The sequence below is a fragment of the Nocardia sp. NPDC052112 genome (genome assembly GCF_040680135.1).
Taxonomy (GTDB): Bacteria; Actinomycetota; Actinomycetes; order Mycobacteriales; family Mycobacteriaceae; genus Nocardia.
This window is the reverse complement of the sequence record NZ_JBFAWD010000028.1, coordinates 1-22,196: the sequence shown is the minus strand read 5'-3', so window position 1 is coordinate 22,196 and position 22,196 is coordinate 1. Positions and strand designations below refer to the sequence as shown.

The window sequence follows — 22,196 nt, the reverse complement described above, 5'->3', positions numbered from 1 at the left end:
CGTAGACCGACGGTCGGGTGGTGTCTTGCTGTCCCTTCCCTGTCCTTCCATCAGCTTGCAGGCAACCAAGGTTGATGCCACCAACCGGGCATACCAAGGGGGCGAGCATTGGATATACCGAAACTTCCGCAACGGGTCCTGATCCGGGTCGAATTCCGCACCGGGCCAGGACAACCCGCCGCCACCTACACCGCCCCTGCCGAGGTGATCGTGCAGTTCGTCGCGGCCCTTCAGCAATGGAGCCCCGGCTACCGGGTGCAGCTGGAAACCGTTGAACCCGACGATGAGGGGCACCTGCGGCCACAGTTTCCGACGGGGCGGCTGTTCGCGTGGGGCGAGAGTAGTCAGGGCCAGGCACGCACCTTCAACCATCGAGGTCGGGAAAGTCGGCAGACGCCGAACCATGATCTTCCCCAACGAGATCCGTTCATCGGGCCGCCCCGTGGCTACTTCGGTGCGTCGGCCGATGTAGTCGAGTTATTTGCCGATGCGATTCACGAGTGGGCAAACCAGCCCGCGCCTACCGAGTCGTCCCGGTGCCGGGGTGTCGATTCCCCCGACATCGGGCGTGCCAGCCACGAGGTGAAGTGATGCGGCGAGATATGTTGCGTACCACCCGAACTCGGTGCGGTAACAAGATTGCGGTGTGGCAGCTGATCCGTAGTTCCGCGCGGGTACTGCGGGTGCAGTTCCCCCGCGAGTCGTTCACCGCGCACCGGCTCCCGTCGCGGACGCCGCTTCCCGAGGCACAGCCCGGAACCATCCTGTTCGACGTATATCCAGATCTGGCCGACGCGCGCGAGTTACTGCCCGCGCACGACGACCTCTGGGACGTGCTGCGCAATGACTACTGGACCGCGCTTCTGCACGCGGCGGATCTCCCCAACTCGTTGGGGCACAGCGCAGATGGATGAGATCGAACCCCACCAAGACGAAATCACCCCCACCGTAGAGGCACTGCTCACCGCCTTCCACGAAGACACCCGACGCAAGCTCGAACTGGCTCCTACCAATAGCGCCACGCTGTGCGAGCTCGCGGACGGCTCACTGTGTGCGGTGGGTGCGGACGGCTGGCTCATCGAGTATGACGACCTGCACGAAACCGACGTAATCGATATCAACCTGACCAGCGCCGTGCCGTATGCGCCTGCGCTTGTCGGACATTCCGGGTGCCATGAGCCTGACCTACACTGTGATGCGGCCCGTGGATGCCGAATGGAGGGGTATAGGTGCGACAGCGAGCAACAACGGTCATCGCGGTTCTGGCGGGGGTGGTTCTCTTGATCGGGGGCTGCGGGTCGACCACCAAAGGCACGCCCACTGCGAGCACGACTCCCACTACCGACATTACAGCCGCTACGGCGGCGCTGTGGGACCCCTGCCAGATCCCCCAGGATGTTTGGCGGAGGATGGGCGTCGACCCATCCACGCTGAGTTCTGATATCGGCGGCACCCAAGAACCGGGATTCAAGCTGTGCGGTGGTCACGACACGAAGCCCGAGCGAACATTCGACGTCGACGTGTGGTCCACCATCCACACCGTGGAGGACTACAAGAGGAAGGAAGCCAACGCCGAATTCGTCCCTGTCAACGTCGGGGGGCGTGCCGGCGTCTCGTACCGACCAGCGGCTGACAAGCGTGGTGACCAGTGCAATCTTTTGTTTCCAGCCAAGCAGGGCGCGTTCTTGGTGACGGTGTTGAAGCAGGAAGCAAGCAGTCCAGTGGCACCGTGTGACCGCGCTACCGCGGTTGCCGAGATTGTGGTTCCATTGTTGCCACAGTGACCGAGCGACAATGGGGGCCGCTATGTCCATGGACGCAGAAATCACCCGCTGGCGGTATCTCGCGGATGAAGCGCAAGCGGGTCGGCTGACTCTTGACCCATCAGTTGCAAACGACTGCTACGCGGCCTGCGAGAAACAGATTCAAATCTATGAAGATTGCCGGGGTCTGCTCAAGCGCATGGACACCGTCACCGGTCTAGGCAGATTCGAATGCGCCGACCAGCTGGCAAAAATGCTGGGCGAGAAAGCCATTGGCGGCGACGGAGATGTCGACTCCGCACTCGCCGAGCACATCGAGGTGGTGAAGTTGATCCGCGACACGATCAAGGTGTCGGTCCAGCGGATCACCGAGCAGGAGCAGCAGAACGCCCAGAGCATCGCCGGTATCCAGATCCAGTAACAGCCTGCAAGTGCCGCGCCTGACAACGTCGCGCCGCTGATCACCAATCGCCCGACGATCACCGATCGCCCCCGTTATGCGCCGGGCTGCGCACCAATTCACCCGTCACGCATGCTTTATCCCGCGAATTCGTGCGCGGCGCGACAAAAGATGCGCGCCGCCACGATCCCAGTCTCTACCGGACGCTGTGTGCGCCGACGCGGGCGACTTCGGCCATCGGCTCACCGCGCGGTCGGCGAATTCGTGTCGGATCGCGCGGGTGCTACGCCCCGCTGACCTCTACAGGAAAGGCGCTGGCACGCATCAGCTCTCGGACGGCGTCCCGATAGCGGTCGGCGATCAGACGGACGACCGCCGGGTGAACACCGATCGGTTCGGCGACACCGTCGGCTCCGGCCTCGTGCAGACGCTGTTGGAACAGGCCGTGGGCCAGCAGATACGAGGCGATGAACACGCGCCGCGCACCCGACTCACGAAGTTCGGCAACGACTTCCGGCACGCGTGGGGTTCCGGTGGCGACATAGCCGATGCGAACCGGGACACCCAGATGTTCGGCCAGCATGCCCGCCGCACGCCGAACATCCTGGCGCGCACGGGCATCCGAGGATCCGGCGGCCGCGAAGACGACGGCGTCACCTGGGCGCCAGCCCACGGCACGCAGCCGCATGGCCATGATGCGGGCTAATGCCGGATCCGGTCCCATCGCGGGTGTCACCGCGACCTCGGGATGACCGCTCTCGGCCACCTCGCGCGGCACATCCTGGTAGACGTGATATCCGGATGCGAGAAACGCCGGAACCACCACGGCGGGAACCGATTCCCCTCGGGCATCGGTGAGATCCCGCAGCACTTCGGACGGCGATGGACCGAGCACATCCACGAAAGCGGTACGCACCCAAGGCTTCTCGATGGCCTCCGGCCCGCGAGCGACGGCGCGCTGTGCACAAACCGCGGAAGTATCGGCGTCGCGCCCCGAAATCGCGACGCCGTACTCACCACCGGCTCCGCCGGCTGCCGTGCCCCCGAGCTCTCGTGTCACCGCCTCCGCGAGCGCGGCGATCATCTGCACACCCCTGGTGCTCCTGGTGCCGTGTGCGACCAGGACCAGGGCCGGAGCCGTCACCAGCTCCCCGCAGTCTGTACGTACCTCGGCGCGCGGGCGGGAGAACCGATGCCCGCCACCGGCGCACGGCCGTTGGTGACGGTACGTGGAAAGTCGTCGGCGCAATCGGCGGCGTCCAGCGCCAGTCGGTAGCCCCGTTTGACTACGGTCTGAATGGCTTTCGGGGTGCCGAGCCCGGCGCGCAGTCGGGCGATGGCGGTCTCCACGGCATGGGTGTCGTCACCGCCGCCGGGCAGTGCCGCGAGCAGATCCTCCCGGGACACCACCCGGCCGGGCTGGCGCGCCAGCGATCGCATCAAGGCCATCGGCGCGGGCGCGAGTTGACGCACCGAACCGTCGACCACCACGCATGCCCCGCGCACGCTGATGGCGTGTCCGGCGGCCTGAATCCGATTGGCGCGCCGCGGCAATTCCTCGGCGACGTGCCGGGCCAGCGCACCGAGGCGCGCTCGTCCGGGCATCGACGTCGCCACACCCAGTTCCTCCAGCGGAGCCGCGGTGATCGGTCCGACGCAGGCGGGCAGCACCCGTCCGCGCAGCGCGTGCAGCACACCCTCCAGCAGCCCGGTTGCCTTGGCGCGCATCAACATCGACGCCACCGCGGGCGCACTGGTGAAGGTCACGCAGTCCAGGCTGGAGGTGATGATGGCCTCGATCAGGTTGTCCATCGGTCCCTGATCATCCGGCGGCACCCAGCGATACACCGGCACCGGAACGACATCCGCACCGGCACAACGCAATACCTCACAGAAGTCGGGTACGGGCTCCCATTCGGTTGTCGCGCCGTGCAATTGGACCGCGATCCGCACGCCCTCCACGCCCTCGGCGAGCAGGTGGTCGAGCACCTCGGCCGACGATTCGGACGCGGGCGACCATTCCTCGCGCAGTTCGGCGGCGCGGATGGCACCCTTGGCCTTCGGCCCGCGCGCCAGCATCCTGGTGGACGACAGCGTCAGCCGCAGATCCTCGGCAATGCCCCAGCCCTCGGCCGCTTCCATCCAGCCGCGGAATCCGATGCCGGTGGTGGCCACCACGATCTGCGGCGGATCGGCCACGATCTCACGGGTCACCCGCTCCAATTCGTTGTCATCGGCCAGCGGGATGATCCGGATGGCGGGAGCGGCAATGATACCGGCGCCCCGTCGGGTGAGCAGCGTGGCGAACTCGTCGGCCCGCCTGGCGGCCGTGACGCCGACCGTGAAACCGGCCAGGCAGGCGCCCGTATCGATCGTCGTCATGCCTATCCACCGTCCGTGGCGACGAGCCCGGCATCGACCGGCTCATTGGAAACCGAAACGATGCCGTCCTCGACGCGCACCGCGTATACCGGCAGCGTCGCCGAATCGTCGTCCAGGCAGTGCCCGTCCAGCAGTGAGAACGCCTGCTTCAGCAGCGGCGAGGCCACGACCGGAATACCGCCGCGGTCACCGACGATCCCGCGCGACATCACGGCCGCCCGGCCGATCGGGTCGATATTGCCGACCGCGGCGAGGGTGCCGTCGGTCAGCAGGAACAGGGCGGCCTGGCGGCCACCTTTCAGCAACACCGCGACGCCGCGGCCGGGAATCAGGTAGTCGAGTCGGCACGCCTGCGTCCAACCCGTGCTGGTAGCTGTGGCAATGCCGGGGGTGTCCATCACGGTCATCGGTGTCATCCTCCAAACGCCTTACCCATTGGTACCGGCGCCCTGTTTCTTCGGGGTTAAGCGGCTATTGCCCGCGTGTGGCAACCGGGATTTCCGGCATGCCGAGCAGCACCGGCACCTTCCGCTCCCCGGTCTCATCGAACGAAATGGTCGGATCGGCCGCTTCCGGTGCATTGACGAAGGACACGAAACGCGACAGTTTCTCGTCGTCCTCGAGCACCGCGGCCCATTCGTCGCGGTAACCGGCGACATGCTGAGCCATGGCCGCCTCCAGATCATCGGCGATTCCGAGGCTGTCCTCGCACACGACCTGCTTGAGGTAATCGATGCCACCCTCCAGCGCCTCCTGCCACGGCGCGGTGCGCTGCAGCCGGTCGGCGGTGCGGATGTAGAACATCAGGTACCGGTCGATGTATTTGATCAGCGTCTCGTCGTCGAGATCACCGGCGAGCAGCACCGCATGCTTCGGGGTGAGACCACCGTTGCCGCCGACATACAGGTTCCAGCCGTGTTCGGTGGCGATCACACCGACGTCCTTGCCGCGTGCCTCGGCACATTCGCGGGCGCAACCGGAGACGGCCAGCTTCAGCTTGTGCGGTGAACGCAGGCCGCGGTAGCGCTTCTCCAGCAATACGGCCATACCGACCGAATCCTGCTGACCGTAGCGGCACCAGGTGGAGCCGACGCAGCTCTTCACGGTGCGCAGCGACTTGCCGTACGCATGCCCGGATTCCATGCCGACATCGACGAGGCGCCGCCAGATCAGCGGCAGCTGTTCGACGCGGGCGCCGAACAGGTCGATGCGCTGACCACCGGTCACCTTGACGTAGAGGCCGAATTCCTTGGCGATCTGTCCGATGGTGATCAGCTGATCCGGGGTGACCTCACCGCCGGGCATCCGCGGCACCACCGAGTAGGTGCCGTTCTTCTGCAGATTCGCCAGGAAGTGGTCGTTGGTGTCCTGCAGTGCGGCCTGTTCACCGTCGAGAATGTGCTCGCTGGAGGTGGAGGCCAGGATGGAGGCGACCGTCGGCTTGCAGATATCGCAGCCAGTGCCCGTGCCGTACTTGGCGATCAGGCCCGAGAAGGTGCGGATGCCGGTGACCTGGACGATCTGGAACAGTTCGGCCCGCGACTGCGTGAAGTGCTCGCAGAGCGCCTTGGACATTTCCACGCCGGACTGCTCGAGCAGTTTCTTGAGCATGGGAACGCAACCGCCGCACGAGGTTCCGGCGGACGTGCATTTCTTGATGCCCGGAATATCGCAGGCGCCCTCGGCGATGGCCCCGCAGATCGCACCCTTGGAAACGTTGTTGCAGGAGCAGATCTGGGCATCGTCGGGCAGCGAGTCGGCACCGAGTTCGGCACCGGCGGGCGAGATCAATGCGGCCGGTTCGGCGGGCAGCGGACGTCCGACCAGCGGACGCAGTGCCGAGTATGCGGTCGCGTCACCGACCAGGATGCCGCCGAGCAGGATCTGCGCGTCATCGGAGACGACGAGTTTGGCGTAGGTGCCCTTGGCGGCGTCGTGCAGCACGACCGATAGCGCGCCCTCGGTGGTGCCGTGCGCATCGCCGAAGCTGGCGACATCGACGCCGAGCAGCTTCAGCTTGGTCGACATATCCGCGCCGGGGAATTCGCCCGCACCACCGAGCATTCGGTCCGCGACGATCTCGGCGGTGGTGTAGCCGGGGGCGACCAGGCCGTAGCAAACACCTTCCACCGCAGCGCATTCGCCGATCGCGTAGATATTCGGATCCGAGGTCTGCAGACCGAGGTCGGTGACGATGCCACCGCGCGGGCCGACCTCGATACCGCTGTCGCGGGCGATCTGGTCGCGCGGGCGGACACCGGCGGAGAAGACCACGAGTCCGGCGTCGATCACCGTGTCGTCGGAGAGCGTAACCTTCAGGCGCTCAGCCGATTCCGCGTCCGCGACGGTCTCGATCGATGCGGTGCCGACACCGGTGTGCACCTGCAGCCCGAGATCGGTGACCAGCGTCTCCAGGATGGCGCCACCCCCCTCGTCGACCTGTGCGGGCATCAGCCGGGGGTTGAATTCCACCACATGCGGCGTCATACCGAGCAGGCGCAGCGCGTTGGCCGCCTCCAAACCGAGGAGACCACCACCGACGACCACACCGGCCGCACCGGGTCCGGCCGCGGCGGCGGCCGCGCGGATGCCGTCCAGGTCATCGATGGTGCGGTAAACGAAGCACTCCGGCAGATCGTGACCCGGCACCGGCGGCACGAACGGGTACGAACCGGTTGCCAGCACCAGCGCGTCGTAGGCGATGGTGTCGCCCGCCGAGGTGGTCACCTTGCGCGCGTCGCGGTCGATGGACTGCGCGGACTGGCCGAGGCGCAGCTCGACCAGCTCGTCACCGGCGTATTCGTTACCGGGCAGCGCCAGCGCGGCGGCATCCCAGTTGCCGACATACGACGAGAGCCCGACGCGGTCATAGGCGGGCAGCTGCTCCTCGCTGAGGATGACGACCTGCCACTGGCCTGCCTCGTCCCGGGACCGCAGCGCCTCCACGAACCGGTGCCCGACCATGCCGTGGCCGACGACCACGACGGTCTTGCGCTGGGTGGGGTCGACTGTCGAGTTCATGACTGTCCTCCGTTGGTGATTCGGCGTCAGGCTCGGGCCGACGTGCTGGTGGACTGGGACGGGTTGCCTGCCTCGGCTTCGAGCACGAGCGCCTCGGCCTCCACGACGACCTCGGAGTCGACCACGCCGCGCGGGCGGCGCAGGAACACCAGCCAGGTCACCGCGGCGCAGGCCACGTAGAAGGCCATGAAGACCCAGAACGCGGTGGTCGCCGATTTGGTCGAGGCATAGGAGGAGCGCAGGACGAGGTTGATCGCGACACCGCCGAGCGCCCCGATCGCGCCGACAAAACCGATGAGGGCACCGGAGGTGTTCTGCGACCAGGCGGCCCGGGTGGCCGGACTCGCGTCCAGGCTCTTGGATTTGGCGTCGAAGACCGACGGGATGATCTTGGTGACCGCGCCGTTGCCGATGCCCGATACCACGAACAGCGCGATGAATCCGGCCACCAGCGCCGTCATCGCGGCACCGCTCGGCACGCCGCCACTGCGGTCACCCGCGGTGCTCGCCACGGCCACCAGCACCGCGGCCGCGGTCATCACGGCGAAGGTGTACAGCGTGACCCGGCTGCCGCCGATCCGGTCGGCCCACTTGCCGCCGTACGGCCGGGCCAGCGAACCGAGCAGCGGGCCGATGAAGGCGATCTGCGCGGCATGCAGTGCGGCCTGCGCGACCGTATCGCCACCGGCCTTGAAGCTGATCTGCAGCACCTGCCCGAAGGCGAAGCTGTAGCCGATGAACGAACCGAAGGTGCCGATGTAGAGGAAGGCGATCGCCCAGGACTGCGGCACCTTGAGCGCCGTGATCATGTAGGAGAGATCGGCCTTCTGGTTCTTCAAGTTGTCCATGTACAGCGCAGCGCCGACCCCGGCGAGCGCGACGAGCACGAGGTAGATCGCGCAGATCAGCGAGGCATAGCCGTTGCCAACGGTGGCGATGACCAGCAAACCGACCAGCTGGATGACGGGTACGCCGATATTTCCGCCGCCCGCGTTCAGCCCGAGCGCCCAACCCTTCAACCGCTGCGGGTAGAAGGCATTGATATTCGTCATCGAGGAGGCGAAGTTGCCACCGCCGAATCCGGCGAATGCGGCCACGACCAGGAAGGTCGTGTACGAGGTGCCCGGCTGATTGATGAAGTACAGCGTGAGCAGCGTCGGAACGAGCAGCAGCGTCGCACTGAAGATGGTCCAGTTGCGACCGCCGAAGCGCGCGGTGGCCACGGTGTACGGAATGCGCAGAATCGCGCCGACCAGGGTCGGCACGGCCACCAGGAAGAACTTGCCCGCCGGATCGATACCGAACTTATCGGTGGGCATGAACAGCACCATGACCGACCAGATAGACCACACCGAGAACCCGACATGCTCGGCGAATACCGACCAGATCAGATTCCGCTTGGCAACGTCTTTGCCACCGGCCTCCCAGGCCGCGACATCCTCGGCATCCCAATGCTCGATGTTGTGGTTACGCGTCAGCGTGCTCAACAGGGGCCTCCCAAAATCGGTTAGCCCCACGGTAGGAAACAGGTATTGCCGAAATGCTGCCCCAAATGACCGTCAAATCAACGGTTGCTCACGATTACCGGGAGTGCCGGGTGAGTTTCAACGAAATGTTTCGGGCATGTGACACACCGGTTTCGGCGCGTCACGAAGAGCCGATCTTCGAATTGCGGACCGGTGAGGTGTGACGCGCACAGCATCCTCGCCCCCGCACAACCTCGCAACTCGAACGGTGAGAAATTCGCCGAAGCGAGAACTGCCCTATTTCCAGGTGTCTTCGAGCATGCGCGGCTTGCAGGCCTGCCAGGCGCCGATGAGCAGCACCAGCACCGCGACGACGAGCATCGCGAACGGCGCGGACCAGCCGTCGGTCGCGTCGTGCAGCATGCCGAACAGCACCGGACCGACGCAGGCCACCGCGTATCCGACGCCCTGGGTGAAGCCCGACAGCGCGGCCGAACCCTGTGGGGTCCTGGTGCGCATATTGATCAGCGTCAGTGCCATCGGGAAGGTGCTCGGGCCGAGGCCGAGCAAGACGACCCACAGCAGCGGCGCACTCATCGGCGCGATCAGCAGTCCGGCGAATGCGGTGAAAAAGAAGACGGCGCAACCCACTACGAACGGGAACGGATTGCGGAACCGCGCGACCACCGTCGGCGCGGTGAGCGCCGACACCAGACCGACCAGCGCGAACACACCGACCATGGTCCCGCCGAATGCGGCACTCGCACCGGCCTCGGACAGGATCTTCGGCAGCCAGGTGAACATCGCGTAGGTGGTGAGCGAGGTCATGCCGAACATGCCCGCCATGCCCCAAGCCACCGGCGAACGCCACACCTTGCCCTTGGGCTCCTGCGTTCGCGGCGGCAGCGCGGTGCTGTCGATTCGATCGTGGCCGCGGCGATCGCGCAGCACACCGAGCCACGGCAGCGCGGCCGCGAAGCCGAGGATTGCCCACAGCCCCAAGGAGATCCGCCAGCCGTGTGCCTCGGCAACCGGCACCGCGATCAGCGCGGGCACCACGGTGCCGAGCTGGACCATGGTGATGTACAGCGAGCTGACCACCGCGAGCCGGTCCGGGAAGTACCGCTTGACCAGTGGCGGAATCACTACGTTGCCGATGCCCATACCGCCGAGGGCCAGCGCGGAGAAGATCAGCAGTTCGGCCGTGCCGCCGACCACGGCCCGGATCAGCATGCCGAGTCCGGCCATCAGCATCGCGACGAGTGCGGTGCGCTCCAACCCGATTCGCCTGACGAAAAGCGGGGTGAGCAGACCCGAAACCGCGAACATCAGCGTCGGGATCATGCCGAAGACACCGATGACGGCCGTCGAATACCCGATATCGGCGCCGATGCGCTCGGCCAGCGGCGAGAATGCGGTGACGGCGACCCGGAGGGTGAGCGCGGACATCACAATGGCGGCGAGGACGAGCAGTCGGCCTTCCGTCAGTGCACGTTTGCGCCGCTCGGCCCGGACGTATTCCGGGCGAGTCTCGATTTCCGGGAGAGTTGCAGTCACCGCGAAATCATAGGATGACCCGATGATCGGAGGCAAGGATTTGTGATGGGCGGTACTCTGATGCCGTGCAACCCGTCCGGCGGACCAGCCTCATTGCCCAGGTAACCGAGCAGCTGCGTGCCGAAATTCGTTCCGGCCGTTGGCCTATCGGCTCTCGCATCCCCACCGAACCGGAGCTGACCGAGCTCACCGGAACCGGGAGAAATACGGTGCGCGAGGCGGTGCAAGCGCTCGTCCACGCCGGGATGCTGGAGCGTCGCCAAGGCTCGGGCACCTATGTCATCGCGGCCTCGGAAGTCGGCGGCACCCTCGCGAAGTACTTCGCCGATGCGGAGGAGCGCGACGTGCTGGAGCTGCGCATGGCCTTGGACACCAATGCCGCGGCATTGGCCGCGCGCCGACGCGACGAGACCGATATCGCGAATCTGCGGCGCCTGCTGGCCGAACGCAGCCAGCAGCACTGGGATGAGCAGAATGTCGCGGCCATCGAAGCCGATGTGGAACTGCACCGCGCGATCGTCGTCGCCAGCCATAACGCGGTATACCTGGAGTTCTACGATTCACTGCTGCCGATTCTCGAACAGGTGATCCGGGCGCGATCCGCGAAATCCGACGACGCCTACGATGCGGAACACAATGAATTGGTGCAGGCCGTCATCGATGGCGACCCGGAACAAGCGGCTCAGGCCGCGCGCTGCTTCCTCGCCTCGCTGATCGCCGAATATCCGGACCGGTAGGCTTCTGGTCGATCGACCGAAACCCTTGCACCCGACCAGGTAACCAACAGGTCACCGATCGGCTGGCGGCCGTGTGAGTCGGATTTGCCGGGAACGTCACTCGGGGCCATTCACACGCAACAACCGGCTCCTACCTTTGTCTCGACCGTAGCTCGGCGAACCCACCGAGCCAGATCGAGAGGAAGCCGATGACTGCCGCAGTAGCTGCCACCGGCCAGCAGTCGGAAACCCCAACATTCACGCACCAGCAAAAGGGGCGCTGGCTGGATCACTGGGAGCCGGACAACACCGAATTCTGGGAATCGGGTGGTAAATTCACCGCCCGCAAGAACCTGATCTTCTCCGTCTTCGCCGAGAATCTCGGCTTCAGCGTATGGGTCATCTGGGGCACCGTGGTGACCAGCATGGGCCTGGCGGGCTTCGACTTCCTGGCCGGACTCGGCAAGGGCAACCCGACCGCCGTGAGCAATGCCCTGCTGCTGACCTCTACCCCGACGCTTGTCGGTGCGGCACTGCGCATTCCGTACACCTTCGCCATTCCGAAGTTCGGCGGCCGCGCGTTCACGGCGTTCAGTGCGGCCATGCTGCTCATCCCGACGCTCGGCCTCGCCTACTTCGTCAACCATCCGGGCACCCCGATGTGGGTGTTCATGATCCTGGCCGCGCTGGCCGGCTTCGGCGGCGGTAACTTCTCGTCCTCGATGGCCAATATCTCGTTCTTCTTCCCGGAAGGGAAGAAGGGTGCGGCCCTCGGTATCAACGCCGCGGGCGGCAATCTCGGTGTGGCGCAGACCCAGTTGGTGCTGCCGTTGCTGATCACCCTCGGCACCCACATCATGGCCAAGGACGCCGCGGGCTACCGCTTCGGCATCACGCTGTCGGTGCTGGTCTGGGTGCCGTTCATCCTGATCGCCGTGTTCGGCGCGCTGCGGTACATGGACAGCATCAGCACCGCCAAGGCCGACGGCAAGTCCTACAAGCTGGCGCTGACCAATAAGCACACCTGGGTGATGTCGTTCCTCTACATCGGCACGTTCGGTTCGTTCATCGGCTTCTCCTTCGCCTTCCCGACGCTGATCAAGGCCAACTTCCCGGATCTGGCCAAGATCGGCTGGATCACCACCCTCGGTAACCTCGCCTTCCTCGGCGCGCTGGTCGGCTCGTTCAGCCGTCCGTTCGGCGGCTGGATCTCCGATAAGGTCGGCGGCGCCAAGATCACCATCTATGTCTTCAGCGGTATGGCGATCGCGTCTGTGCTGATCATGGCCGGACTGAAGGCGAAGAGCTTCCCGCTCTACCTGGTCGCATTCCTGCTGCTGTTCGTGCTGACTGGCATCGGCAACGGTTCGACCTACCGGATGATCCCGTCCATCTTCAACGCCGAAGCCAAGAAGTACGCCTCCGAACACGGCCTCGACCTCATCGACGCCGCAGCCTCGGCCAAGCGCCAGGCCGGTGCCGCGATCGGTGTCATCGGCGCGATCGGCGCCTCCGGCGGCTACCTGCTCCAGCAGGCACTTCGCCTGTCCAACATCAACTTCCACAGCATGAACCCGGCCTTCTGGGCCTACGCCGGCGCCTTCCTGGTCATGGCCGCGGTCACCTGGTTCTTCTACCTGCGTTCCTCATTCGTGGCCCGCGTCCCCTCCCTGGCCTACGCCAAGGTGTAACCACCTCACCCGATAGACCCGAAGCCGCGCTGGAAGAGGTCCCCAGCGCGGCATTCGGCCGTCCACGGTCGAATCACATTGCTATCGTGGATATCACGCCGAGTCAGTAGGCAGCACGAGGGGGGCTCCGGCGAGATGGCATACATCCGCAGCACCAATGCATCCGATCTCGACGAGCTGAATTCGCTGGATGCGCAATGCTTTCCACCCAACGACCCGGACCACGAACCCGCGTCCGAATCCGAACTGCGCGACGGAGTCAGCGGCGGCCGGATATTCGTCTCGGTGGACGATGACGAAAAGATCATCGGCTTCATCCACTTCGAGCAGCCGTCGGTCAGCCACGTCTACATCAGTTCGCTTGCGGTCCGCGAGGATTGGCGAGGACGCGGCATCGGCGCCAGCCTGCTCGACCACCTGATGGCACTGCTGCGGCGTTCCGGCAACGGCAAACTGCCTTCCGTCTCGACCATGACGAGTCCGGAAAACCACGCCATGCTCCGGCTGCTGTTCTCCCGGCGCTTCGTCGCACGAACCATCATGCGCGGCTATTTCGGCGCCGGCCGCGACCGCATCTACTGCCAGCACAAGTTGCGCGTCGACTTCCTCGATCCCGATGAGCGGTACCTGGTTCCCACCGAATCCGAGGAGCACTGGGATCGGCTGCTCTCCGACGAGAAGTACGTGATCACATCGATCGTGCAGCTTCCAACCGGACCAGCATTCGAGTTCTGCCGATTCGATCGAGACGATCTCGCGGGACTGGAATCCGACGAGGTGTCGACCAGTGTCACCTTCGCGGGCACCGTGCTGGCCGCGGTGACCTTCCTCTTCGGCTTCTCACTCGCGTCCGACAATTTCCCGAGTCTCGTGCGCGCACTGTTGTTGGCCTCGACGCTCGCCACAACGATGGCGCTGGTCATCTACACCAATAGCGCGGGCGATATCGCCAGACTGCGCTCGAACTCCTTCAACGTCTATATGCGCACGGGGAATGTGCTGTCGGAATCCGGTGGCTTCTACCCGTTTCTCATCTCGCTGCCGATCACCTTCTCCTACGTCAGCGCATCCATCCCGGCCGGAGTGATCGCCGGATCGTTCTTCGTGGTCAGTCTGGGGCTCTACGAGGCATCACCATTCTCGATATCGAGCCGATTCCGGCGCTCACCGTTCCGGGTCGCACTCCTGGTGTTGATCATCACGGCGCCGTTGAGCGGAGTGGTCGCGATTCAATCCGATCTCGGCTCGTGGATCTGGACGATCGGCATCGCGCTGGTGCTGATCGCCTTGTCGATCAGCCATCTATCCGAGCCCATCGGTGAACGACGGCGGCCGACAAAGCGATCGGGCTGGGACACCCGCGACTGAGGTGGCATCGCTTTGCCGGTCTCGGCCCCGCGACCGCGTCGGGACTTTACGCTGGACAGCAGACTCACACCGGGAGAGGTGAGCATTGGATAACTCCAAGGGGGCGGGGGAACCGGTATTCCGGACCGCGCGATTGGCGGATCTCGACGATATCGCCGCGCTGGAGCGCGAACACTTCGGCGAGCTGTGCTACCCGTACGTGACGCTGCGACAACTGTTCGACCTGCACGGACCCGATTGGGTGGTGGCCGAAATCGGCGGCAGAGTGCGCGGCTACGCACTCGTCGGCGTCGGCACCCGCCGACGCGGCTGGGTAATGGGTCTCGCGGTCGCACCGAAGTACCGCAACCGCGGCCTCGGCCGGGCGCTGCTGGATCGGGCGGTAACGAGTTGCCGCACCGCACAGGCGGATTCGGTGTACCTCACGGTGCGACCGACCGATCAGCGCACGGTCAAGCTGTACAAGAACGCTGGATTCCGCTGGGCCGGATACGAACAGCGCTACTTCGGCGCAAATGAACCGCGAGATGTGCTGGTGCATCGGATCGATCACTGGCCGACCAGCGCGCAGTTCCCCGGACCGAATGACAAGCGGTGGCTCAAGGGTGGTCGCGCGCCGGATTGATAGTCGAATCACGTTGGTATGGTGGATATCACGTCGATCACGACGGCTGCACCCGGGGGAACACACGATGACCGAATACGCGGGCCTATCCCAACTACCACCTGCGGTCAATTCGATGACCATGCTGATCGATCGACATGCCGACCGGTACGTCGACGAGATCGCCGAATACTTCCAACAGGCCGGAGCCGGATCCGAACAGCGGCTACTCGACTCCTTCAACACCCACGTCGAGACATTGGAACTCGACTACGACCCGGTGAAGATTTCCCAGCCCGGCGACAGCCTGGTCTTCTCCCATATCTACGCGGTAGCGCGGGACCCCGCCGCGGACGGTGACCGATCACTGCGCGCCTTGACTGCTCTGCTCGCCGCCGAGGTCGAATTCCGCGGACCACGACGGCTGAGCCGCACCCAGAACATCCGGATCGCGGAAATCTATGAGCATCTCGGCCGCGCGCTGATCACCGCCGACCTGCCCCAACATGCCGTACTGGCCTTCAAACGCGCGGTGGGACTGCACCGTGTCGAGGAGGACTTCGAGGCACAGGACCGCTGCGGGCACGCCTTGGCGCAGGCTCGCCGCCGCGCCGTCTATCCGGTCTGGAAGCGTATCCCGCATTGGACCCTGGAAGTGCTGTGCGGCTACGGTTTCCGGCCGTTCCGGCTGCTCGGCTGGATCGCCGCCGTGCTGCTCATCGGCACAGTCGCGCTGTGGGCCACCGATGGCCAGCCCATCCCGACCGCGCTGCACATGTGCCTGATCAACTACTTGAATCCACTCGGCCTCGGCGATCTCGAGGACATCAGAGGCACCGGACGGACACTCCTGATCATCGAGGCCTACGCCGGACTCGTGCTCAATTCGCTGTTCTTCGCACTGCTCGTCCGGCGATGGTTCCGAATCTGATGCCGCTGCGGCGGCTAATCCGCGCTGTAGTCCTCGGTGCCGATCCTGGTGTGCCGCACCGCATCAAGTGTTGCCACCAGCACCCGATTGTGCAGCTGATCGATCAGGGCACGCCGTCCCGCGGTGAAATCCGGATCGGTGTTCAACTGCGTCCACAGTCCGCGCAACGCCGGTGGCGTATGCGCGCCCGGCACCCAAAGATGTGCCAAGTGGTGCAGCACCGGGGCCAGCACAGCCACCGACTCCGCACTGCCCGGTGCGAACAGATCGGACTGCTCCAGCGCGGCGGCGGTGACCGACAGCAGCCAGTCGTGTACCGCGAGATCTTCACAGAACCGCTGCACGTCGGCCAGTTCCGCCTCGGTGCGCACGGTGATCAGCGCGGTACGGACCGTATCGTTCTGCAACCGGAACCACACCACCGGCTGCGCGGGATCGCCGATCCGCGCCGCCCAGCGCAACCTGGTCGTGCCCGATTGCACCGGGGTGTTCTGGTCCAGGCGATGATCCATCCGGATGCGGCCGAGTAGCCGATTGGCGATCGACGCGAGATCGAGGGCGCCCGACGGCGGCGGACCCGCGGCCAGGAAGCCCTCGGCAAGCCGGGCACCGATTTCCGGAGTGACCTTGGTGATCACCTCGGATACGCCGACCTGGCTCAGATAGTGCGACCACGTCCGGCGCTGATCGCCGGCCGCGCGAACCACCCTGGTCCGTGCCGAACTCTGCAGCACCCGCCCACCGACCACGACCGCATGCGTTGCCACGGTGCCGATCGCCCGCACATCGGTATGCGAGGGAGCGGCCAACCGGCAATCCACCCCCTCGGCGGTGGTCGGCGAAACCGCGAGCGACATCGGCCGCTCCCGCCACAGCATCGGACGCCCCGGCACCAGCTCGAGCAGTTCCTCGAGATCACCGCGCGACAGCGGCGTCGCCGCGGGCAGCAGACAGGTGTCCACCTCACCGAACACGATCAGGGGGCCGGCGGGTGTCCTGGTCTGTGCCGCACCCGCGCGCACCAGCAGACGCACGGCTCGACCACGACGCAGCTGCCGCAGGTGCGGCGTCGTGCGGACCGTGCGCACCCGGCGCGCGGCCGCATCGTTCGGTTCGTTCACGTCAGGATCCGTCCAGCAGGAAATGGGTGAGGCGTTCGGTTACCTTGCGCGATACGTCGATTCCCTCCTCGTTGCCCCTGGCGACGATCTGATCGACCACTTCCTCGTCGAGTTGGATGTGATCGAGTATTACCCGCACCGCGTGCTCGATACTCAGATATCGCTGCGGCAGCAGCGAAAGTGACCGATATGCGGCAAATGGCTTGGCCCGCGGATTCAGCTGGACTACCGCGGGGATCTCCCACCAACTGCCCGGCCAGGGCGTATCCGGCTCCCACAGCTGCGGCTCGACCACCGGCATACCGTCGAAACGCAGCATGCCCAGTCGCAGCAACTGCCAGATGGAGGCCAGGTACGGGCAGGACCATTTGGTGAAAACTTCCTTGCGCCCGTTCACCTTTCGGGTCTGCTTACTCCACATTTCGACATCGAGGAAAATCGAATGCTCGCGCCGCCCGAACTCCTCGGCCGGTTCGTACGGCTCATCATGCATGGCCTGCTCCGCGGGATCATCGGAGGCGCGTCGGCCGTTGCACAGCCAGCCGGATTCCGCGGTGGGCGGTCTGCGGCCGTTCGCGCCCTCCGGCGGCTCGGCCACGATGCGGGCGCGGACCAACTCGGCCAACTCGATGCGCGGCGCGCTCACCGCGCCGTATTCGGCGGCCGGAACCTCCCAACAACCCGCCTCACGCGCCAAATAATCGATGGTCAAACCACATTCGTCGGCATTGCGCAGCAATCTGTCGAGGATTTCGCCGGGATTGGTATCGAACCGGAAATAGTCGTCGACCAGAAAACAGGTGCTCACCCGGGCGCGGGGACCGAATTCGATTTTCGCGGACTCGGTGAATGCCCTGACCAGCGGCACGATCCGACGAAACTGCGCGCGAATCTTCTCCTCACCATTGGCCAGATCGTGCATATAGAAATGTCCGACCTCGATCGACACATGGGACAGCGGCACCTTGGCGACGCGCGGGTGCTCGGTGGCCTCGCTGTAGCCTGCGGCATGCTCCATATGCTCGAAATCCCCTTCCAGGATGGTGTTCTCGAGTTCGGTCGAATCAGATTCGGCGCCAGGCGGCTGGATCGAGCACGCGATCGGCGAGCGTATCGAAGGCCTCGACGGTTGCCTTATTGGCAATTTCCTTCTGCACGTCGATATCCAGAATCAGCTGTTCGCGCCATTGCAATACCGGCTCGACCGGGGTCTCGCCGAGCATCGCGCTCGCACCGACCTTGTTCGTCGATGCCAGCCGTTTCAACATAGAGTCCTGCTGGTGCAACCAGGCCGCCTGCGGCCCAGGGGATTCGGTGGCCTCGTTCAATTGCGGAACAGCGGTGCGCACGTATCTGATGTTGTCCAGCAGCGTTTCGGGATCATGGCCCGCGCCAGTGCCGCAATCGAGCAGTCCGTACCGGCCGCGCACCAGACCGTGTGCGGCGATGATGTGCTGACGGGTCCAGCGATGAAATACCAACCAGCGCACTGTTCGCGCGGTCAGCTGCGGCAAAGCGGTTGCCTTGAGCGCGATTTCCATCGCCACCGAGCGCCCGGCGCTGAGATCGACAATGCAGACGTCGAAGTCCTGATCGAGCTCGAGCAGCAGCTTGGCGCAGTTGTCGATGGTGCGGTCCTCGATCTTGGTGAACTCCGCGCCACCGGCATCGCCCGGCAACAGAAACAGTTTGCCGGTTCGCGTGCGCATTTTACGTAATTCGCGACGATCGGTGTTGTCCCGCACGTCGATTCGCGCCGCGACGCCCGCCGTGCCGAGCAGATAGGAGTGCAGCCCGTCACCGCTGGAGATACCGCGTTCCGCACCGCTGATCTCGAAAAGCGCGCCCGCGGTGGGGGAACCGAAATCGAAATCCAGATAGGCGACCCGCTTACCCCGCACGCACATCCGATAGGCGAGATTGCAGCTGGTCACCGAGCGGCCGGTGCCGCCCTTGTCGGAGGTCGCAAACACGATCATGCGCTAGGGGTTCCTTGTCGCGTCGCGGCGGCCGGTGGCCAGTCGGTCGAGTTCACGCAGCGCGGCGAAGGCGTGGATGAAGGTGGTCGCGGAATCCTCGCGCACCAACCGCCTGGCCTGGTCGATATGGTCCTCCACGCCATCGAGCGCGGTCCGATTGCCCGAGGTGTCGTCGATGCTCACACCGAGCATCTCCTGATCGAACCGATGCTCTGCGGTATTCAGCATGAGCCGCGCGATCTCCTGCAGGTCCGGCCAGTTGGGCGGCGGTTCACGGTAGGTCCGGTCCGCGGCCACCAGACATTCGATGACGCGCTCGGTCATGTACCAGGACGGTTTTGTGACCTCGGCGGCGCCGTTCTCCCCGAACGCACCGGCCGGATCATCCCACAGCCCTGGCGCTCCGGCGCGCAACATGCGCCGATCCAGATGCTCCATTACCGATTTGGCCAATTCCATCAGCTTGTCGCGGGCCGCGACATTGTTGGACAGCCTGGCCGCCTGCAGCATTCGCTTGAGCAGCACGGCCGAGAAGTCCGAAACCTCCCACTGCAGCGTCGGTCCGTCATCGACGACCTCACTGCCCCGCAGGGTCAGCCGCACGCCGGGAGTGTGCATCGCGACCGCGGGGTCCTCGCGCATGGTCCGGCGAATGATCCGGCCCCGGCCGGCCAACTCGTCGAAAATGGCTACGGCCCTTGTCAAGTCGTCATCGGAGGCGGTGCGTGCGACGAGATCCTGGATCAGTACGGCGGATACGATGAGACTGAAGTAATCCGACTGCTCGCCATCGGAGGTACGCCACGGAATATCCTCCAGCGGCCAACCGCCGGAGCCGAAGCGCGCGACGGTCGACCAATAGCGCTGGGTCAGTTCCCAGCGGGTACGCAGGGCCTGGGCCAGCCGGTGCTGTTTCTCGTCGAGCAGACCGAGCTCACCGGTGCGCGGGGAGACGAGGTCGTTGATGCCGTCCAGCGCGACCACCGTGAAATACAGATATGGGCGCGGATCGGCGATGCCCTTCTGACTCGCGATCTGCGCCTCGACGAAGTCGACCTCGGTGGCGTCGCGCACCACACCCCAACTCCACCCGCATTCGAACAGCAGATTCTCGTTCTCGAGTTCCTTGACCGATTCCTCCTGGCCGAGGGTGACATCGCTGCGCAACCGCGCCCGCACCCGTTCCAGACTGCGCCGCACACCGTCGACCATGGCCTGCTCGGGCTCGCCGGTCTGGTTCAGCATTTCCAGAATCGCCTGTCCCTCACGGGATTTCGGCTTCACGGTGTTGACGACAAAGCTGCGAACCAGTCCGGTCATCGCGGCGGTGAGCCGCGCGCTGAGCTGCTCGCTGAGGATATCGATCCGCTGCGACAGCTCCCCCGGTCGAGCCCAGCCGCGAAACGCACGCAAGAAACGCAGTCCCGCCATACAGACGGTCAGCGACATCGAGTACGAGTCGACGACTTCGATGCCGCGCTGCGTCGAATTGGGTTCGCGCTCATCGGCGGAGCGCAGATAGCTGCCCGCGGAGAAGTTCGGCTGGCCGTCGTTGCGCGTGTTCTGCTCGATATAACTTTCGAGCAGCCAGACCATGAAGCTGCCGATCTGCGTCGGACCGCCGAGTGGTTCGAGGACCGAACTGACGTCGTCCTCCATGCGATCCGGATTGTCCAGTGCGAAGGTATCGATCTCGGTGGCCGGATACAGCAGGCACAGCAACTGCTCGGAGTCGCTGATGGAGTTGGCGTCCATCCGCCCGCCCCACCGCCAGCCCGTACCATCCCAGCACGCGGCGAGCATCGCGCGCCACACATCCAGAATCTGTTGCCTCGGTTGGATTCTCACCTGCCGCCGTCCTCACCCCATGTCGCAGGCGCGCCGCTCCACACCGCGTCCACGAACGTCAAATTAGCACGGGCACAACGCTTACGCTGGCTCCACGAGGGTCCGATCCGGTTCCATTCCGGCATCGGCGGAACCGGTCGCGGGGCCGTCCGAACACGGGCAACCGCACAGCATCCGGCGGCCCGCACAGCAGGTGAAGCTATTGCCGCAAGACACCGGTTGTCCGAGCATAGAGCAACCGATGCGGCACACGGTGCCGGATCGGGTAACCGGGCGAGCGCGCCGGCTACGAGAAAACTCAGAGCATCAGGCGAACCATATCCGCGGTTCGCGACAATCCGGGAAACGCCTCGGGCGTCGATCGTGGATGCAGCGCATGTACAGCAAGCCGAAACATGACCGCGCGCAACAGCATTTGCGGCCACTCGGGTAAATCGGACCAGCGGTCGAGCAGGCCGTCGTCGGCACCGCCCCAGGCGAGTGCGTCGACGACGATGACACCGGCGGCCCACGGCGCGGGACGCCAATACGGCGTGATATCGGTGAGGCCAGGGGTGAAGACTCCGGCGAAAAGCACCGTGCCGAACAGGTCTCCGTGCACCAGTTGCGCGGGAGTTTGGATCGGTTTGCGCAAGGTGGCCAATTGACCGATCAGTTCCATGCTGCGTTCGCCGTCGGGAGAGGTGGCCGGGGTGATGCCGCCGGCGCGCAGACTGCGCAGCGGAACCGCCTCCCAGGCGGCGCGGTCGGCGGCGACGAAGACATCGACATCGACCCAGGGGGCCACCGGCGGCTGGACCAGGAACCGCGGCCGTTCGAGTTGCGCCGTGGCCTGATGTAGTCGCAGCGATACCGAGACGACCTCGTCATAACGTGGCTCGGGCACACCCTCCAGATAGGTATCGGCGCGCCAACCGGAAACCACATAGCGGCCGTCGGTGGCGCGCACCGGGCGGGCCAGGCGTAGACCGTCCACCTTCAGGGTTTCGCGGACCTTCGCCGACCATGCCGCTCTGGCATGATCCGCGACCGGGCTCAGCACCACCTCCCCGAGCCGCCAGCCACCGTCCCAGTCTCCCAGCGAAACCGGGGTCACTTCGCGCAGACCGAACGTGGCGCGCACGTGCTCGGGGGGTTCCACAGAAGTCACGGCCGTACGGTACCTGTGTTGAATTTGGCACGCCCGCGGCGCGCCGTGTGCTGTGTCTTTGGCAGCGCCTTCGGCGCTGCGTGTTCGCGGCCCCCTGGTGTCTCGCGTCCGAGCCGTCGAGACTCGCGCCTGCGGCGCATGCGCTTCGATGCGGGTCGGGTCGCCGGTGCCGCGCGCGCCGACTACGCCGAGGCGGCCG

Annotated in this window: 22 protein-coding genes; 11 read left to right on the top strand and 11 right to left on the bottom strand. The window is 65.3% G+C overall.

All coding sequences use genetic code 11. The features are described from left to right. The first annotated feature begins 108 nt into the window (after window positions 1–108). From AB0L58_RS36115 to AB0L58_RS36095, 5 genes are read left to right on the top strand one after another with little or no spacing between them, the layout of a single operon-like run. On the top strand, window positions 109–591 hold the full coding sequence (locus AB0L58_RS36115) for a hypothetical protein (RefSeq protein ID WP_364394434.1): 483 nt from the start codon (window positions 109–111) through the stop codon (window positions 589–591). Next, window positions 591–914 carry a hypothetical protein gene (locus tag AB0L58_RS36110; RefSeq protein WP_364394432.1) on the top strand — a complete coding sequence of 108 codons (324 nt, stop codon included), beginning with the start codon at window positions 591–593 and terminating at the stop codon, window positions 912–914. The genes AB0L58_RS36115 and AB0L58_RS36110 overlap by 1 nt, the downstream gene beginning before the upstream one ends. Then, complete coding sequence (locus AB0L58_RS36105) at window positions 907–1,284, top strand: hypothetical protein (protein ID WP_364394541.1); 378 nt, start codon at window positions 907–909, stop codon at window positions 1,282–1,284. The genes AB0L58_RS36110 and AB0L58_RS36105 overlap by 8 nt, the downstream gene beginning before the upstream one ends. Then, on the top strand, window positions 1,230–1,784 hold the full coding sequence (locus tag AB0L58_RS36100; protein WP_364394430.1) for a DUF3558 domain-containing protein: 555 nt from the start codon (window positions 1,230–1,232) through the stop codon (window positions 1,782–1,784). The genes AB0L58_RS36105 and AB0L58_RS36100 overlap by 55 nt, the downstream gene beginning before the upstream one ends. Window positions 1,785–1,812: 28 nt before the next feature. Next, on the top strand, window positions 1,813–2,184 hold the full coding sequence (locus tag AB0L58_RS36095) for a hypothetical protein (protein WP_364394428.1): 372 nt from the start codon (window positions 1,813–1,815) through the stop codon (window positions 2,182–2,184). A 262-nt stretch (window positions 2,185–2,446) separates the two neighbouring features. Here the strand turns inward: AB0L58_RS36095 and AB0L58_RS36090 are convergent, their stop codons facing one another. The 6 genes from AB0L58_RS36090 to AB0L58_RS36065 all read right to left on the bottom strand — a co-directional run bounded on the left by AB0L58_RS36090 (window position 2,447) and on the right by AB0L58_RS36065 (window position 10,589). Continuing rightward, complete coding sequence (locus tag AB0L58_RS36090; protein WP_364394426.1) at window positions 2,447–3,307, bottom strand: sirohydrochlorin chelatase; 861 nt, start codon at window positions 3,305–3,307, stop codon at window positions 2,447–2,449. After that, window positions 3,304–4,545: a uroporphyrinogen-III synthase gene (locus AB0L58_RS36085; protein WP_364394424.1), complete on the bottom strand. Its 1,242-nt coding sequence runs from the start codon at window positions 4,543–4,545 to the stop codon at window positions 3,304–3,306. The genes AB0L58_RS36090 and AB0L58_RS36085 overlap by 4 nt, the downstream gene beginning before the upstream one ends. Before the next feature lie 2 nt (window positions 4,546–4,547). Further along, complete coding sequence (gene nirD / locus AB0L58_RS36080) at window positions 4,548–4,952, bottom strand: nitrite reductase small subunit NirD (protein ID WP_364394422.1); 405 nt, start codon at window positions 4,950–4,952, stop codon at window positions 4,548–4,550. A gap of 64 nt (window positions 4,953–5,016) precedes the next feature. Then, window positions 5,017–7,566 carry a nitrite reductase large subunit NirB gene (gene nirB / locus AB0L58_RS36075; protein ID WP_364394420.1) on the bottom strand — a complete coding sequence of 850 codons (2,550 nt, stop codon included), beginning with the start codon at window positions 7,564–7,566 and terminating at the stop codon, window positions 5,017–5,019. Window positions 7,567–7,592: 26 nt separating this feature from the next. Next, a complete protein-coding gene (locus AB0L58_RS36070; RefSeq protein WP_364394529.1) occupies window positions 7,593–9,056 on the bottom strand; it encodes a nitrate/nitrite transporter in 1,464 nt (487 codons plus the stop codon). Between the two features lie 273 nt (window positions 9,057–9,329). Then, window positions 9,330–10,589 carry an MFS transporter gene (locus tag AB0L58_RS36065; RefSeq protein ID WP_364394418.1) on the bottom strand — a complete coding sequence of 420 codons (1,260 nt, stop codon included), beginning with the start codon at window positions 10,587–10,589 and terminating at the stop codon, window positions 9,330–9,332. A 65-nt stretch (window positions 10,590–10,654) separates the two neighbouring features. Between AB0L58_RS36065 and AB0L58_RS36060 the strand changes: the two genes are divergently transcribed. The 5 genes from AB0L58_RS36060 (at window position 10,655) to AB0L58_RS36040 (ending at window position 15,899) form a co-directional block, all read left to right on the top strand. Next, a complete protein-coding gene (locus AB0L58_RS36060) occupies window positions 10,655–11,326 on the top strand; it encodes a FadR/GntR family transcriptional regulator (RefSeq protein WP_364394416.1) in 672 nt (223 codons plus the stop codon). Window positions 11,327–11,514: 188 nt separating this feature from the next. Beyond that, complete coding sequence (locus tag AB0L58_RS36055) at window positions 11,515–12,996, top strand: nitrate/nitrite transporter (RefSeq protein ID WP_364394414.1); 1,482 nt, start codon at window positions 11,515–11,517, stop codon at window positions 12,994–12,996. Window positions 12,997–13,131: 135 nt separating this feature from the next. Then, on the top strand, window positions 13,132–14,364 hold the full coding sequence (locus tag AB0L58_RS36050; protein ID WP_364394412.1) for a GNAT family N-acetyltransferase: 1,233 nt from the start codon (window positions 13,132–13,134) through the stop codon (window positions 14,362–14,364). A gap of 85 nt (window positions 14,365–14,449) precedes the next feature. After that, complete coding sequence (locus AB0L58_RS36045; protein ID WP_364394410.1) at window positions 14,450–14,989, top strand: GNAT family N-acetyltransferase; 540 nt, start codon at window positions 14,450–14,452, stop codon at window positions 14,987–14,989. A 67-nt stretch (window positions 14,990–15,056) separates the two neighbouring features. Continuing rightward, window positions 15,057–15,899, top strand: coding sequence for a hypothetical protein (locus tag AB0L58_RS36040; protein ID WP_364394408.1), 843 nt, complete (start codon window positions 15,057–15,059; stop codon window positions 15,897–15,899). 14 nt (window positions 15,900–15,913) lie between these two features. Here AB0L58_RS36040 and AB0L58_RS36035 read toward each other — a convergent pair whose 3' ends face one another. From AB0L58_RS36035 to AB0L58_RS36015, 5 genes are all read right to left on the bottom strand, one after another. Beyond that, on the bottom strand, window positions 15,914–17,020 hold the full coding sequence (locus AB0L58_RS36035; protein ID WP_364394406.1) for an SCO2521 family protein: 1,107 nt from the start codon (window positions 17,018–17,020) through the stop codon (window positions 15,914–15,916). Window position 17,021: 1 nt separating this feature from the next. Then, window positions 17,022–18,038: an SCO2522 family protein gene (locus tag AB0L58_RS36030; RefSeq protein WP_364394404.1), complete on the bottom strand. Its 1,017-nt coding sequence runs from the start codon at window positions 18,036–18,038 to the stop codon at window positions 17,022–17,024. A gap of 46 nt (window positions 18,039–18,084) precedes the next feature. Continuing rightward, a complete protein-coding gene (locus AB0L58_RS36025) occupies window positions 18,085–18,999 on the bottom strand; it encodes an SCO2523 family variant P-loop protein (protein ID WP_364394402.1) in 915 nt (304 codons plus the stop codon). 3 nt (window positions 19,000–19,002) lie between these two features. Then, window positions 19,003–20,847 (bottom strand): SCO2524 family protein, encoded by a 1,845-nt coding sequence (locus tag AB0L58_RS36020; protein WP_364394400.1) that lies wholly within the window; start codon window positions 20,845–20,847, stop codon window positions 19,003–19,005. A 298-nt stretch (window positions 20,848–21,145) separates the two neighbouring features. Next, window positions 21,146–21,997 (bottom strand): TIGR02569 family protein, encoded by an 852-nt coding sequence (locus tag AB0L58_RS36015; RefSeq protein WP_364394398.1) that lies wholly within the window; start codon window positions 21,995–21,997, stop codon window positions 21,146–21,148. Window positions 21,998–22,015: 18 nt separating this feature from the next. Between AB0L58_RS36015 and AB0L58_RS36010 the strand changes: the two genes are divergently transcribed. After that, window positions 22,016–22,196, top strand: a 181-nt coding sequence (locus tag AB0L58_RS36010) for a hypothetical protein (RefSeq protein ID WP_364394396.1), incomplete at its 3' end; no start/stop codon positions are given.

Bases quoted from the DNA above. Each gene is read 5' to 3' on its own strand.
- nirB (WP_364394420.1), bottom strand. From the start codon at position 7,566: ATGAACTCGACAGTCGACCCCACCCAGCGCAAGACCGTCGTGGTCGTC.
- AB0L58_RS36095 (WP_364394428.1), top strand. From the start codon at position 1,813: ATGGACGCAGAAATCACCCGCTGGCGGTATCTCGCGGATGAAGCGCAA.
- AB0L58_RS36055 (WP_364394414.1), top strand. From the start codon at position 11,515: ATGACTGCCGCAGTAGCTGCCACCGGCCAGCAGTCGGAAACCCCAACA.
- AB0L58_RS36030 (WP_364394404.1), bottom strand. From the start codon at position 18,038: ATGGAGCATGCCGCAGGCTACAGCGAGGCCACCGAGCACCCGCGCGTC.
- AB0L58_RS36025 (WP_364394402.1), bottom strand. From the start codon at position 18,999: ATGATCGTGTTTGCGACCTCCGACAAGGGCGGCACCGGCCGCTCGGTG.
- AB0L58_RS36085 (WP_364394424.1), bottom strand. From the start codon at position 4,545: ATGACGACGATCGATACGGGCGCCTGCCTGGCCGGTTTCACGGTCGGC.
- AB0L58_RS36040 (WP_364394408.1), top strand. From the start codon at position 15,057: ATGACCGAATACGCGGGCCTATCCCAACTACCACCTGCGGTCAATTCG.
- nirD (WP_364394422.1), bottom strand. From the start codon at position 4,952: ATGACCGTGATGGACACCCCCGGCATTGCCACAGCTACCAGCACGGGT.
- AB0L58_RS36110 (WP_364394432.1), top strand. From the start codon at position 591: ATGCGGCGAGATATGTTGCGTACCACCCGAACTCGGTGCGGTAACAAG.
- AB0L58_RS36105 (WP_364394541.1), top strand. From the start codon at position 907: ATGGATGAGATCGAACCCCACCAAGACGAAATCACCCCCACCGTAGAG.
- AB0L58_RS36050 (WP_364394412.1), top strand. From the start codon at position 13,132: ATGGCATACATCCGCAGCACCAATGCATCCGATCTCGACGAGCTGAAT.